The organism is Mesorhizobium sp. M0001 (genome assembly GCF_040324255.1).
In the GTDB taxonomy this organism is placed as follows: Bacteria; Pseudomonadota; Alphaproteobacteria; order Rhizobiales; family Rhizobiaceae; genus Mesorhizobium.
In genome coordinates this window covers 40,388-53,596 of record NZ_JAMYVS010000010.1, presented here as the reverse complement: position 1 = coordinate 53,596, position 13,209 = coordinate 40,388, and the positions used below count along the sequence as shown (strand labels likewise).

The 13,209-nt window shown below is 65.2% G+C and carries 10 protein-coding genes; 1 reads left to right on the top strand and 9 read right to left on the bottom strand.

Going from position 1 to position 13,209, the window contains the following annotated elements:
- Window positions 1-2: 2 nt before the first annotated feature.
- Genes tagH through tssA form a run of 8 tightly spaced genes read right to left on the bottom strand, consistent with a single transcriptional unit; the run spans window position 3 to window position 8,843 of the window.
- On the bottom strand, window positions 3-1,487 hold the full coding sequence (gene tagH, locus NKK50_RS24025) for a type VI secretion system-associated FHA domain protein TagH (RefSeq protein ID WP_023834860.1): 1,485 nt from the start codon (window positions 1,485-1,487) through the stop codon (window positions 3-5).
- Window positions 1,484-2,527, bottom strand: coding sequence for a type VI secretion system baseplate subunit TssG (gene tssG / locus NKK50_RS24020; RefSeq protein ID WP_023673712.1), 1,044 nt, complete (start codon window positions 2,525-2,527; stop codon window positions 1,484-1,486). Before tssG ends, tagH begins: the two co-directional genes overlap by 4 nt.
- On the bottom strand, window positions 2,491-4,365 hold the full coding sequence (gene tssF, locus NKK50_RS24015) for a type VI secretion system baseplate subunit TssF (RefSeq protein ID WP_023682613.1): 1,875 nt from the start codon (window positions 4,363-4,365) through the stop codon (window positions 2,491-2,493). Before tssF ends, tssG begins: the two co-directional genes overlap by 37 nt.
- 3 nt (window positions 4,366-4,368) lie before the next feature.
- Complete coding sequence (gene tssE, locus NKK50_RS24010; protein ID WP_023687033.1) at window positions 4,369-5,124, bottom strand: type VI secretion system baseplate subunit TssE; 756 nt, start codon at window positions 5,122-5,124, stop codon at window positions 4,369-4,371.
- Window positions 5,111-5,560, bottom strand: a complete 450-nt coding sequence (locus NKK50_RS24005) for an Hcp family type VI secretion system effector (RefSeq protein WP_023673716.1) — start codon at window positions 5,558-5,560, stop codon at window positions 5,111-5,113. Before NKK50_RS24005 ends, tssE begins: the two co-directional genes overlap by 14 nt.
- 52 nt (window positions 5,561-5,612) lie before the next feature.
- Window positions 5,613-7,118: a type VI secretion system contractile sheath large subunit gene (tssC, locus tag NKK50_RS24000; RefSeq protein ID WP_023682611.1), complete on the bottom strand. Its 1,506-nt coding sequence runs from the start codon at window positions 7,116-7,118 to the stop codon at window positions 5,613-5,615.
- Window positions 7,119-7,121: 3 nt separating this feature from the next.
- A complete protein-coding gene (gene tssB / locus NKK50_RS23995) occupies window positions 7,122-7,658 on the bottom strand; it encodes a type VI secretion system contractile sheath small subunit (RefSeq protein WP_023673718.1) in 537 nt (178 codons plus the stop codon).
- Window positions 7,659-7,664: 6 nt separating this feature from the next.
- Window positions 7,665-8,843 (bottom strand): type VI secretion system protein TssA, encoded by a 1,179-nt coding sequence (gene tssA, locus NKK50_RS23990; RefSeq protein WP_023701537.1) that lies wholly within the window; start codon window positions 8,841-8,843, stop codon window positions 7,665-7,667.
- Between the two features lie 324 nt (window positions 8,844-9,167).
- Between tssA and tssH the strand changes: the two genes are divergently transcribed.
- The gene (tssH, locus tag NKK50_RS23985) at window positions 9,168-11,972 is read left to right on the top strand and encodes a type VI secretion system ATPase TssH (protein ID WP_352543946.1); all 2,805 of its coding nucleotides are present in this window, start codon (window positions 9,168-9,170) and stop codon (window positions 11,970-11,972) included.
- On the opposite strand, the gene NKK50_RS23980 is transcribed toward tssH, so the two are convergent.
- Window positions 11,973-13,208 (bottom strand): VWA domain-containing protein, encoded by a 1,236-nt coding sequence (locus NKK50_RS23980; protein ID WP_023687036.1) that lies wholly within the window; start codon window positions 13,206-13,208, stop codon window positions 11,973-11,975.
- Window position 13,209 lies beyond the last annotated feature (1 nt).

Genomic DNA, 13,209 nt, shown 5'->3' with positions numbered 1-13,209 from the left:
TCTCAGTCCTCCTCATATGCATCACGAAAATCAGCGCCGATCTCGCCCAGAAAACGCGTCTCGGCGCTGCGAGCGATTTCACGGTGGCGTTTCTGGTACAACTCCCAGAGCTTGGCTCCGCGCCCGCCGGTCAGCAGATTGCCGATCGCCGAACTCGACTTCAGTTCCTGCTCGATCGCCGCCGGATCGAAGCGGTCGATCATGCGCTTGAGCGCGCCTTGCACGCCGCGCCAGGCGCGAACGTGATGCTGCGCCAGATCGCGCACCGCGTCCTTGATCGCCGCCTCGGCGCCGAGGAAACCGGGGCTGCGCTCGGCCAGGATGGTTACCAGCGCATCGTCGACCGAGGGCAGGAATTTGAGCGGGTTGACTTCGGATGCGCCAACCACCGTTTGAGCGACGCGAGCGTTGCCCTTCTCTTCGGCGCGCTTGCGCAAAAGCTGCATCAGCCCTTCCATCATCAGCCGGTACTCGCGGCCGAATTTTTCCATGTCGGCCACCGGATCGCCGCCGGGAAAATCGGCCTCGTCCATGCCCATGCCGCGCAGGAAAGCGGCGCGCAATTCCGCGTCCGACGGTCCGGCTGACGGCCGCGCCGCGGATTGGCGGACAGGAGCGCGTGGTGGCGGTGGAGACGGGGGAGGCGGTGGCTGCGGTGGCGATGGCTCGACCGCGCGGACTGGCAGATCCCAGGGCGCTGCAGAGGGGGCAGGCGAGGGCGCATCGGTTGCACCGCCATCCGTCACGCCGGCGTCGAGGCTGGTGGACCCGGCAGGGCCGAAACCAAACCCGTCATCGTAGGCCGGCAGCTTCTCAGGATTGGATCTGCTCGGCTCTCTCGACCGCGGCGCGGAGTCGAGGCCGAAGGGATCGTCGAACGATGGCTTGGCGCCGTTTCTGTCAGTGGGCTCGGCCACCGGCGTTGCCACAGGGTCGAGGCTGAACGGATCGTCGAACGCCTGCGAGCTGCGTTCATCGGACCGCGCACGCGCGAATGCGCCGGGCACCGGCTTTTCGAATGGATCGGGCAGGTTGGCAGGGCGTGGCCGTCCCGGCTCTTCTTCCGTGGTGGACGAAAAGAAATCGTCGCCGCCGAGGCTGACCGGCGCCCGCGACGCCGCCGGCTTACTGGCAGGCGCTGAAGGCCTGGAGGCCGGCGCCTCGGTCTTCGCCGTCTGCAAATCGACCCACACCACATAGTCGCCCAGTCGCAGTCGCATGCCGCTTTGCAGGCGCGCGGTATTTCCCGCGCCGAGCGGGCTGGCGGCATCGTCGATGAACAACCCGCTGCTGGAGGTATCGGTGACGAAATAGCCGCCCTGCTTGCTGGTGATCTTGCAGTGGGCGCGCGAGACGAACATGTCGGGATCGTTGATCTGCCAGTCGGCGTCGGCGCTGCGGCCGATTACCAGCTCGCCCTCGTCCAGCCGCGCCTGCCGCGTGACTTGCGCGCGTGGTCCCTGTTCGAGAATCAGAAGCAGGCTCATGCCGCCACCTCTTCCCGCCAGCCGACGATGGTCCGCAACCGCATGTCGTCGGCGTCCCCCTTTTCGACCGGTCGCGCCAGCCAGGTGGTGCGGGCAAGCTGGACGGTGCCGAGCTTCGCCGGCGGCACTGCCTTTGCCGCAAGCACGATCCTGAGATCGACATCGATGGTCTCGCCGATCAGGTCGCGCACCGCCTGCTTCAACAGCTTCAGCCGCTCACCGCCCGGCAGGAAGGCCTTGTAATCGATATAGCTGAGCGCGCCGATGCGCAGCTCGATGCGGCTCTGCCGGCTGAAGCTGCGCGGGCCGATGGTGGCGCTGCGGCCGAGCGTGGCATAGCTGCCGGCAAGCCGCGTCTGCAGCGCCTTGGGGATGGTCATCCAGGCCGCGACGAACTCCTTCAGCACCACCGGCACTTTGAAGGCTTCGGCCAGGAACAGCGTCAGTCGCTCGGGGCCGTCGACTTGGGCAGCGAGCGAGGCGGCCTGGCGAAGTTTTACTGTATCGAGTTCGGCATCCTGCGTGCCCGGCAGCCCGATGCCGGCCATCGCTTCCAGCATGGAACGGACGCGGCCGCCGACACCGCGTTCGACCTGCACAGCCGGATGCGCATCCGCCCAGGCCCGATAGTAGAGCGCGATCATCCTGTGCTGCAGGATATTGACAAAATCGACGAAGGTCGTGTCGCTCGTCTGCCGCGCCTCGGCGCCGGCATACCAGCGTTGCGACAGGCGATCGAGCACCCAGCGCGTCAGATGCAGTGGCATCGGCCCTTCGGGTCCGAGCAGGCCGAGATTGTTGACCGTGACGCGTGCCGGCGACTTGTCCGTCGGCTCGCGGAAATCCACCACGTCCTGCACTGCGAAGGACAGCCGCACATTCTGGCCGAGCCTTGCCGGCTCGCGGTCCGGCCGGCCGGAATGGCCGAACAGGCCGCCTTGCCGTTCGAGCCGGCGCAGCAGTTCGAAAAAGTCGAAACTCTCGGACAGGGTTGCGGCTCGCTCTAGATCAGGTAGCGATTGCCGGGCGTCATCGGCCATGGCACATCCTCCTGTTTCTGGAGCAACCGCGTGCGCGTGCGCACGAACCCGTTAATGCCGGCATGGCGGGCAAACAGCCGCGACAGCAGGCCCGACAGCAGCAGAGTGCTCTGTCCCGCCAGCACCGACTGGTCGACATGCAGCGTCACTTCCGTGCCGCGGCCGAAGCACATCGGCCCTTCGATCGCCAGCCTTTCGATCACCGCGCGCGAGTCGATGCGCACGATCGAGCGCACATTGCGGGCGAGCCCGGGGTCGCCGCGCTCGGCATAGAGATCGAGCAGCGCGTGCAGCGGATCGACGCCGCGGCCTTCCTTGGCCAGGCTGAGGAAGTTGAGCGCCAGCTGTGACACCAGCCGCCAGGCCAGGTCGTCGGCGCGCGACTCGCCGTCGGCGCCGGTCGGCAGCGCTGCCGGGATCGCCGGCTGCGGCGAACGCAATGCGCCGAGCAGCCGGACCGTCTCCACAGGGTCGCCGGCTTCCAGCGTCAGGGTCGGCGTGTCGTCGAGGATGGCCAGGTCGCGATTGGTGCAAAGCGCCATGATATCGACGCGCTTGAGCGGCCGGTTGGCCTGACTGTTGACTGGGCGCGACACCGCCAGGAAGACGTCGTCGCCGGCATAGGAGGTCCGCGTCACGCCCTGGCGCCGCTCGTCCTCGGTCGGCCGGCGCGGCCGCCGCTCCGTCGAATAGACCCAGCCGCTGCCGCGATTTTGCCCAAGGCTGAAGAGTTCCGGTATCTCCGCGTCGGGTCCCTCGGCATCGGCGTCTTCGACGCGGATGACGCGGTAGATTTCAAAGTCGCGCGCCCGCGTGCGGTCGGCATGCAGCACCTGGCGTGTCTTGCGCTGGTCGAGCTCGACGATGTTGCACTCGCGCTCGAAGAGATTGATGATCGGGGTGGCGAAGAGATCGAAATCCGCCGGCGTCAGATCGGCGAGTTCGGGCACCGGACGCCGGAACAGGAAGATGATTTCGAGCCCGGCCTGGCATTTGCGCACGACCGGCAGCAAGCCGGTGACGCGCCCATAATGGAAGCGCTCGGGCATCATGAAATATTCGCGCAGCAGGCGGTAGCCTTCGAAGGTCGGCCGCGTGCGCGGCATCAGCGCCTCGGCATCGGCAATGCCGACCATCTCCGGCGGCGGTAGCGGCGACAATGGATTGGTCTTGCCTTCCGGTCGAGCGCCGACACCAGAGCAGACTCCGAAGATGGCGTCGAAGATTAGCGGCGCCTTGGTGCGGTTGGCGAAATAGAAGTCGAGCCGGTCGAGCGCCAGTTCGTCGAGCTTGCCTTTGCCGGTCCGCGCCAGCGTGATGCGAAGTGCCGCTTCGCCGGCCTTGCCGGCGATCGGGCCGATGCCGGCGGCGGCAAGCGCGCTGCGGTCCTGGAAATAGCCGACCGAACTGATCGCGATCGGAAACAGCGTCATGTCCTGCGCGGTGGTGAAGGTGCAGCGTGTCGACAGGCCGGCCTGCAGGCTGGAGACCAGCCGCGTGCCGCGCTTGACGACGTGGCCGGCAAGCATTGTCTGCACCTGCTGGCCGGGCTTCAGCACCACCATGGCGGTTGCCGGCACCGGCGTGACGAGATCGGGATAAAGCACGTCGAGGATGCTGCGCGAAAACCGCGAGCGCTCGGCATCCACCTTCAGGCGCGTGCGCGCGGCGAGGAAGGCGACGCCGTCGAGCAGCCGCTCGACATAGGGGTCGGGACACGGCACCGTATCCAGCGACAAATTGCGGGCAACCGCCGGATGCATGTCGGCGAACTCCGCCGCCAGCCCGCGTATGTGGGACAGTTCCTCCTCGTAATATTCTACGAAGACCCGGTCCATCTCTCAGGCTTCCCTGAACTCGGTGCGCGCCAGTCCGTTGTCGAGATTGATCGTCGTGCGCAGGCGCATGCGCTCGGGCGTCGGCGTCATGATCAGCACGGCGTCGATCTCGATCTTCAGGCCGGTCTTGTCGCCGAGGTTGACCGTGACTTTCGTCGCGCTCTCCTTCAGCCGCGGCTCGAATGCGGCGAGCACGGCGCGGATCTCGCGTGCCAGAACATCGCGATCGAAGTCGCGCGACGACCGGCCGGAGAAGGACGGCACGCCATAATTGACAACGCTGCGGCGCACCTCCGGAAAGTCGGCCAGCGATGTCGGACTGTCGGTCATCTGCTCGGCCTCGAGATCGGATAGCAGCGGCGCGGATTCGAAACGCTCGGTGTTGAACAGCGCCTCGATGTCGCGCCGCACGGCCTCGCGCAGCACATCGGGCGACACCACGATGCCTCGGCTTTCAAGCTCGCCACGGTGCCGGTTCTGAAACGCCAGCCGGTGCAGCCGGCGCTTCTGATCGGGGTTCAATGCGTCATCGGCGTCGATGCGCCTCGGTCCGTCTGCCAGCAACTCGTCCAGGCGCTCTGCGCCAAGCTCCTCCTGCAGAGCCTGCCTGAGCCCGTCTATCTCCGAGCTCAGGCCCGGCAGGTCGTTGACGAGGCGGTCCCACAGCGAAGGCTGTACCGCCTCGCGCTTGGCCCGTGAACCGCCCGCCTGTACCTTGTCGGCGGCAGGGCGCTTTGCTCGCCCGTCACTTGCCGACATAGACATCCATTTCGGCTTCGTCATTGTCGTCATAGACGAACTTGATCTTCTTGTAGGCGAAGGAGACTTCCTCCTGGATCAGGTCGGCTTCATCATCGGCCTGCGACATGTCGTATTCCATGATCGAGGCGTCGGTCAGGGTAACGACCAGATAGTCCTTGCTCTCGCCGTCGATGGTCCGCCGCGCGGAGAATTTGACCTCGTCCAGCGCCTTGTTTTCGAACAGGGCCTTGGCCAGATAGGGTGAGGCCTTGTCATAGTGCTTGGTGAACTTGATCATGCCCATCGACACGCGGCCTCGGCGCGAGAGGGAATTGGGGTCGTAGGGCGCGACCATCTTGTAATCGACGCCATGGATTTCGATCTCGTCGTCATGGCCGTCGCGTGTGCTGGGCCCCTTGATATCCGGAACTTTCAGAAAACCGTCGATCTTCATTGTGGGCATTTTCGTTCTCCACCGCTTTCAAACAAAGGTTTGGTTGCTGCAATCAGGTCTTCACGGACGGCAATTCCGACACCAGCCTAAGCGAGGCGTTGATGCCCTCCAGCTGGTAGTGCGGGCGCAGATAGAAGCGGGCGTTGTAGTAGCCCGGCCGGCCCTCCACGCTGTCGACCTGCACCTCGGCGGCGGCAAGCGGACGCTTGGCGCGCGCCTTGTCGTCGGCGAAGGCCGGGTTGGCCAGCACGTACCGGTTGATCCATTCGGTCAACCAGATCTGCATGTCGGTGCGTTCCTTGAACGAGCCGACCTTGTCGCGCGCAATCGCCTTGAGGTAGTGGGCGAAGCGCGAGACCGGGAACAGATAGGGCAGGTTGGCGGAGAGCCGCTCGTTGGACTGGGCGTCGGGGTCGACCAGGCGGCCCGCCCGCGTCTCGTCATCCTGCAGCGAATGGGCGCCGATAAAGGCCGCGAGATCGGTGTTCTTGCGGTGCAGGATCGGCATCAGCCCGAGCTTGGCCAGTTCCGCCTCGCGCCGGTCGTCGATGGCGACTTCCGTCGGGCATTTCATCGCGATCGAGCCGTCATCGGTCGGGAAGGAGTGCACCGGCAGGTTAAGCACAGTGCCGCCATTTTCGACGCCGCGGATCTGGGTGCCCCAGCCATAGAGCTTGTGGCTGCGGTTGATGTTGACGCCCATCGGGAAGGCAGCGTTCATCCAGACATATTTGTTGTGATCGCCCTGCACTTCCTCCTCGAAGGAGAAGCCCTTGACCGGGACTGTCTCCGAGCCGTAGGGCAGCCGCGCCAGCACGCGCGGCATGGTCAGCCCGATATAGCGCGCATCCTCGCTCTCGCGCAGCGATTGCCACGAGGCGTAGGCCGGGTTGGAGACGATCTGCTGCAGGTCCTGCGGGTTGGGCAGTTCCTGCCAGCTGTCCATGCGGAACAGCCGTGGCGAGGCGGCGGCGATGAACGGCGTGTGCGCCGAGGCGCAGATGCCGGAGATGTTGCGCAAAAGGCCGACGTCGCGCGGGTGGTTGGAGAACTCGTAGGCGCCGATGACGCAGCCGATCGGTTCGCCGCCGAGCATCGAATACTCGTCGGTGTAGACTTTCTTGAAGATCGGGCTCTGGTCCCACATCTGGCCTTCATAGTCTTCGAGCGTATCGGCCAGCTGCTCCTTGGAAATGTTCATCACCCGGATCTTCAGCTTCTGATCCGTCTCGGTGTTGTTGATGAGGTACCAGAGGCCGCGCCAGGTGCCTTCCATCTGCCGCACTTCCGGCGCGTGCAGGATTTCGTTGACCTGGGTCGTCAGCATCTTGTCGATGCCGGCGATCAACGACTTGATCGACTTGATCGAGTTGGACGAAATCGTCGTCGTCTCGGAGCGCGACTGCGCCGCCAGAGCCAGGTTGCGAACCAGCTGCTGCAGCTTCTCGCTGTCGTCCTTCTTGACCTTGAAGTCCTTCTCCAAGAGCTGGCTGAATTCGCCGAGATCGACGGCCTCGGCCTCGGCGACGGATGCTGCGGTCTTTTGCTGTTCGGCCATGATCTATTCCTCACCCTTGTCGTCGGACAGCGCCTGGGCGGCGATCTGGCCAAGCAGCGGCTGGTTGTTCAGCAATTGGGCGATGCGCTTTTCGGCATCGACGCGGCCGTCCATGAAGCCGAGCAGCTCCTCGAGCTGGCGCCGCATCTTCAGGATTTCGGCCAGTTGCGGGACCTGTTCGGCGATCTTGTCGGGGGCGAAATCGCCCATCTTGGTGAAGGTCAGGTCGAGCGCCAGTTCTTCGTCGCGCTCCTGTCCCTCGGCCTGCGGCAGCGTGTTCTTCACCCGCGCCTTGACCCTGGGCCCCAGCGCTTCCATGAATTTGGGGAAGCGGTTGGCATCGGTCTCGACAAAGGAACGGTCGAGCACCGTCTTGGACGCTTCCCTGGTCTGCGATGCGCCCGACAGGTCGGCCATCACGCCCATGACGAACGGCAGTTCGATCGTCGTCGGGCTGCCGTAGGTTTCGACATCGTAGGCGATCTGCACGCGCGGGGCGCGATTTCGCTCGATGACCTTCGCTTTGCTTTCGGCTGGCATGTGTTGCTACCTTTCATCCTTCTGGGCAGTCTTCTTGGCGTCGGGAACGCCGGCGAGCAGCCGGAATTCCTTGAGCCCCGACGGGGCGAGGTCTTCCATCAGTTCAACGAAATCCATGTGCACCATCCTGCGCACCCGGCGGGCGAGATGCGGGATCGGACTCGACGGCTCAGTGCGGTCGTAGAACGCGACCACAAGGTCGAGGCACTTCACCACATCGTCGCGCGAGGAAATCCTGTCCGGGAGCCCCGCACCGGTCTCCGCGTAGCTTGCCATCGTCTCGGCTCCATGACCGTTTCTGACCGGCGCGGCCGGGCTTGCCGGGGGAGCAGCCGGGCTGGCCGCCCCCTTCGTCGCTGCCTCTTCCGTGGTCTCGACCGCCGTATTGCGTTCCAGCGTCGTCAGCACGCGCTGCAAAAACCGCTTCAGGTCCGGGACGGCAGCCCCGTTGCTGTCGAGGCGGGCATTCAGCGCCGCATCGACTGCGTCGAGCGCCTCGATCGCTGCGTGCGCCCCGGCGATGAGCGCCGTCATCTGTTCACCGGCATGGTCCTGATAGGCGGCACAACCGCTGCCCACCCGGTTCAGGAGCTGTCCGTGCGCGCTGACCAGCGCTGCCTTCTCCGTGGCATTCAATCCCGACGCCGCTTCCTGAAGCATGACGCGATCGTCGAGCGCACCCTGTTCGAGATCGCGTCCACTGATCGGCCCGATGGGACGCGGCGCGAAGAAGACCATCTGCCTGAGGTTCGCCAGCAGGCCTTCCTGGCCGTTCTGCAGGTCGGCCAGCGCGTTGAGGCGGCGCAGGGCGGCCTCGCGTGGTTGGGGGCTGGCCCGCAGCGCCGGGTGCATCGTCTCCCAATGCGTCTCGAAGGTCCTTGCAATCAGGGTCAGGCCCTGTGCCAGTCCGGCCAATCCCTCTTCATTGGCCAGCGCCCGGGCGACAATGACAAGCAGGCGCAGGTCGCGGCCATGCGAACGCAACTCCTCGGCCTTGCCGAGCACGGCAGGCCAGTCGACCGGAATGGTCGATTGCGCGGCTGGCTTGTTGCGCCCGTCATGGACGACCTTGACCTGCGGCTCCGTGAGCCGCTCCAGCTCATGAAAAGCCGGATCGTTGCGCAAGTCTTCGCCTGACGGATTTTCACCGTCCAGCGGAGCAAGCCAGAGTGCGAGATCGATCACAGATACCCCCGGCGACCGGCTCTAAAACCGTACGTGACCCAACGTTAGCACACGGTTGCATATTCCCACAATTCGCCATCCGCTCAAAAGTTAACGAGCGCTAATGAATGTCGGTGCAACTGCGTCTCGGATGGCGCAATTCATGGCGTGCTTGGCCAACCTCGTATGTGAAGCGCATCGCATAGGATTAGAAAAAATCGTGGTTGTCTGCATTTGGCGGTGCGGGACTCTCCACAAAGGGAAAAGGCCGGCTGCATCAAGCGCTTTGTCAAGCGGCTGCTTATGTGGCAGGCTGTCGACGGGCAGATTGCAGGAGCACGTTCGATGGAACAGCGCCGGTCGTCGCAGGGTTTCAAACGCAAGGAACTGGTTGGCAAGCTCAATCCGGTCTGCCTGCGCGCCTTCAAGGCCGCCGCCGACAGCGCCAAGCTGCGCGGCAATCCTTACGTCGAACTCGTCCATTTCATCGAGCAGCTGGTGCTGTCCGAGCGCTCGGATGTGCAGATGATCCTTGCCGATGCCGGGCTGGATGCCAGCCGGCTTACCAGCGACATGACCCGCGCCGTCGACAAGCTGCCCTACGGCGCCACCTCGATCGAGGAGTTTTCCGACCACATCTTCCACGCCATCCAGGGAGCCTGGAACCTGGCGACGCTGGAATTCCGCATGGAGGAGGTCCGCAGCGCCTATATCGTGCTCGCCTGCCTGAAGACGCCGGTGCTGGAAGGCCTGGTGTCGAAGATCAGCGGCGAATTCGACAAGATCGACGCCGACGCGGTCATCGCCCGCTTTGCCGAGGTGGTGGAGGGCTCGCTCGAAGCCGGCGCCACTGCCGCCGCGGCTCCCACTGCCGAGGCGCCGCGGCGGGTTCCGGGCGGGGATTCGGCCCTCGCCAAATACGCCACCGACCTGACCCAGCGCGCCCATGACGGCAAGATCGATCCGGTCGTCGGCCGCGATCCGGAAATCCGGCAGATCATCGATATCCTGATGCGGCGCCGGCAGAACAACCCGATCCTGACCGGCGAGGCCGGCGTCGGCAAGACTGCGGTGGTCGAGGGCTTTGCCCTGCGCATCGCCCAGGGCGACGTGCCGCCGCCACTCCAGGGTATCAGCGTACGCATGCTCGACATCGGCCTGATGCAGGCCGGCGCCAGCGTCAAAGGCGAGTTCGAAAAGCGCCTGAAGGCGGTCATCGACGAAGTTCAGTCATCCGAAACGCCGGTCATCCTGTTCATCGACGAGGCACACACGCTGATCGGCGCCGGCGGTGCGGCGGGAACCGGCGATGCCGCCAATCTCTTGAAGCCGGCGCTGGCGCGCGGCGAACTGCGCACCATCGCGGCAACGACCTGGGCCGAGTACAAGCAGCACATCGAAAAGGACCCGGCGCTGACCCGCCGTTTCCAGGTGGTCAAGATCGACGAGCCGTCGGAAGCGGTCGCCGTGCTCATGCTGCGCGGTGTCGCCGGCGTGCTCGAACAGCATCACGAGGTGCAGATTCTGGACGAGGCGATCGAGGCGGCGGTCGGCCTGTCGCATCGCTACATCCCGGCGCGGCAATTGCCCGACAAGGCGGTCAGCCTGCTCGACACCGCTTGCGCCAGGGTCGCGATCTCGCAGCATGCGACGCCGGCCGAGGTCGAGGACATTTTGCGGCGCCGCCAGGCGTTGGAAGTCGAAAGCGGCATCATCGGCCGCGAGGCCGCGATCGGCATCGAAGTAACTGACCGGCAGGCGCGGGTCGAGGCCGGGCTCACTGAGGCCGGGACCATGCTCGCCGCCGCCGAGGAGCGCTGGGAGCGCGAAAAGGCGCTGGTTGCCGAGATCCTCGAACTGCGCGCGCGGCTGCGCGGCGACGGCGTGCCGCTCGATGCGGTGGCGACAGCCGAGACCGATGCCGAACCAGCAGCGCCGGACGAAGAAAAGACCAAGGTGCCCAAGGCTGAACCGCCCAAGGCCGAAACGTCCGAGCCTGAAACGCCGAAGGCCAAAGCGTTCGAGACCGAAGCGCCGGCTGCCGAAGCTGCGCCGTCAGATCCTGTCGCCGATCTGGCGCGGCTGCGTGAACTCATGGCCGAGCTTGCCACCGCGCAAGGCGAGACGCCGCTGATCCTGCCATCGGTCGACCGCAATGCGGTAGCTGCCGTGGTTCAGGACTGGACCGGCATCCCGACGGGACGGATGCTGTCCAGCCAGACCGAAAAGGCGCTCAAGCTCGCCGACACTTTGTCCGAACGAGTCGTCGGCCAGGATCACGCCATGGAGATGATCGCCAAGCGCGTGCAGACCAGCCGCGCCGGGCTCGGAGCGCCGGAAAAGCCGGTCGGCGTGTTCCTGCTCTGCGGCCCCTCCGGTGTGGGCAAGACCGAGACGGCCCTGGCGCTGGCCGAGACGCTCTATGGCGGCGAGCAGAACCTGATCTCGATCAACATGTCCGAATTCCAGGAGGCGCACACCGTCTCGACGCTCAAGGGCGCACCGCCCGGCTATGTCGGCTACGGCAAGGGTGGCATTCTCACCGAGGCCGTGCGCAGAAAACCCTATTCGGTGATCCTGCTCGACGAGGTCGAGAAGGCGCATCCCGATGTCCACGAGATCTTTTTCCAGGTCTTCGACAAGGGCATGATGGATGACAGCGAGGGAAGGCGCATCGACTTCAAGAACACGCTGATCCTGCTGACGTCCAATGTCGGCTCCGAAGTCATCATGGAGCGGACGCAAAACGGCACGGTGAGGGCAGGGCTCGACGGCCTCGATGCTGCCCTGCGCGCCCCACTGCTGAAGGTGTTTCCAGCGGCCTTCCTCGGCCGCGTCGTGACCATCCCTTACTATCCGCTCTCGGATTCGATGATCGAGGCCATCACCCGCCATCAGTTCGGCAAGATCGCGCGGCGGCTGCGCGCCAGCCACGACGCCGAACTGGTGATCGGCGACGGCGTCATGGCGCTGGTCAAGGCGCGCTGCACCGAAATCGAGTCCGGTGGCCGCATGATCGACGCCATCCTCACCAACACGCTGTTGCCGGAACTCAGCCGCGGCGTGCTGAACCGGTCGCTCGACGGCGAGAAGATGACCAAGGTGACCGTCAGCGCTTCCACTGACGGGTTTGCCTATTCGTTCGAATAGTCAGGCCTGACTGCTCGGCTCCGTCTCGGCGCGGATCAGCTTGATGTCGGCGCCGGCTGCCCAGGCGCCGATATCCTCGCGCCGCAACGCCGCCGCCATCATGTCGGGAAACAGGTCCGGCGTGCAGGCGAAGACCGGTATGCCAAGTGCCGCGACCGAAGCCGACATCGCCGGATCATAGCCCGGCCGGCCCTGATCGGTCAGCGCCAGCAGCACGATGACATTGACGCCGGACCGGACCAGCGCCGCAAGCCGCCGCAGCAAGTCCTGGCCGTTGCCGCCCTCATAGAGGTCGGTGATCAGCACGAAGTGGGATTTGGTCGGCCGCTCGATGCGGTCGGCGCAATAGGCGACCGCCTGGTTGATGTCGGTGCCGCCGCCGAGCTGCACGCCAAACAGCACCTCGACCGGGTCGCTGAGCTCTTCGGTCAGGTCGACGATGGCCGTGTCGAAACAGACCAGCTTGGTGCGCACGACCGGCAGCGACGCCATCACCGCGGCGAAAATCGAGGCGTAGATCACCGAACTCGCCATCGAGCCGGACTGGTCGACGCACAGCACCACTTCGTCGAGATCGACTAGCCGGCGTTGCTTGCGCATGAAGCCGACCAGTTTTTCCGGCACGACGGTTTTGTGCTCAGGCTGGTAGTGGCGAAGATTGGCCGAGATGGTGCGCGGCCAGTCGATGTCGCGTTGGCGCGGCCGGTTGGTGCGTCGCGACTTGTCGAGCGCGCCACGGATCGCCTCGGCGGTCTTCTGCTCCAGCCGCTGCATCAGCTTGGCGACGATGTCGGCGATGATGGTGCGGGCAATGTCCTTGGTCTTGGCCGGCATCACCGAACGCAGCGAGATCAGGTCGGCGACGAGGTTGACGTCGGCCTCGATCGCCTTGAGGAATTCCGGCTCCATCAGCATCTGCTTCAGGTTCAGCCGCTCGAAGGCATCCTTCTGGACGATCTGGACCACCTGGGCGGGAAAGAAGGAGCGGATATCGCCCATCCATTGCGCCACGCGTGGCGCCGAGCGGCCGAGCCCGCCGCGCCGCTTGCGCGGGTCGGCATCGGCATTGGCGCCGTCGCCGTAAAGCGCATCGAGCGCCGAAGACAGTTTTTTGTCATCACTGGAAAGGGCGGAGGAAGCCTCGTCATCGGCGCCGATCGCCAGCCGCCAGCGGCGCTCGCGCCCGCTATCGGAGGATGCTGGGCCGGGTTCGGGCACTTCGGCTTCGTCATCCATT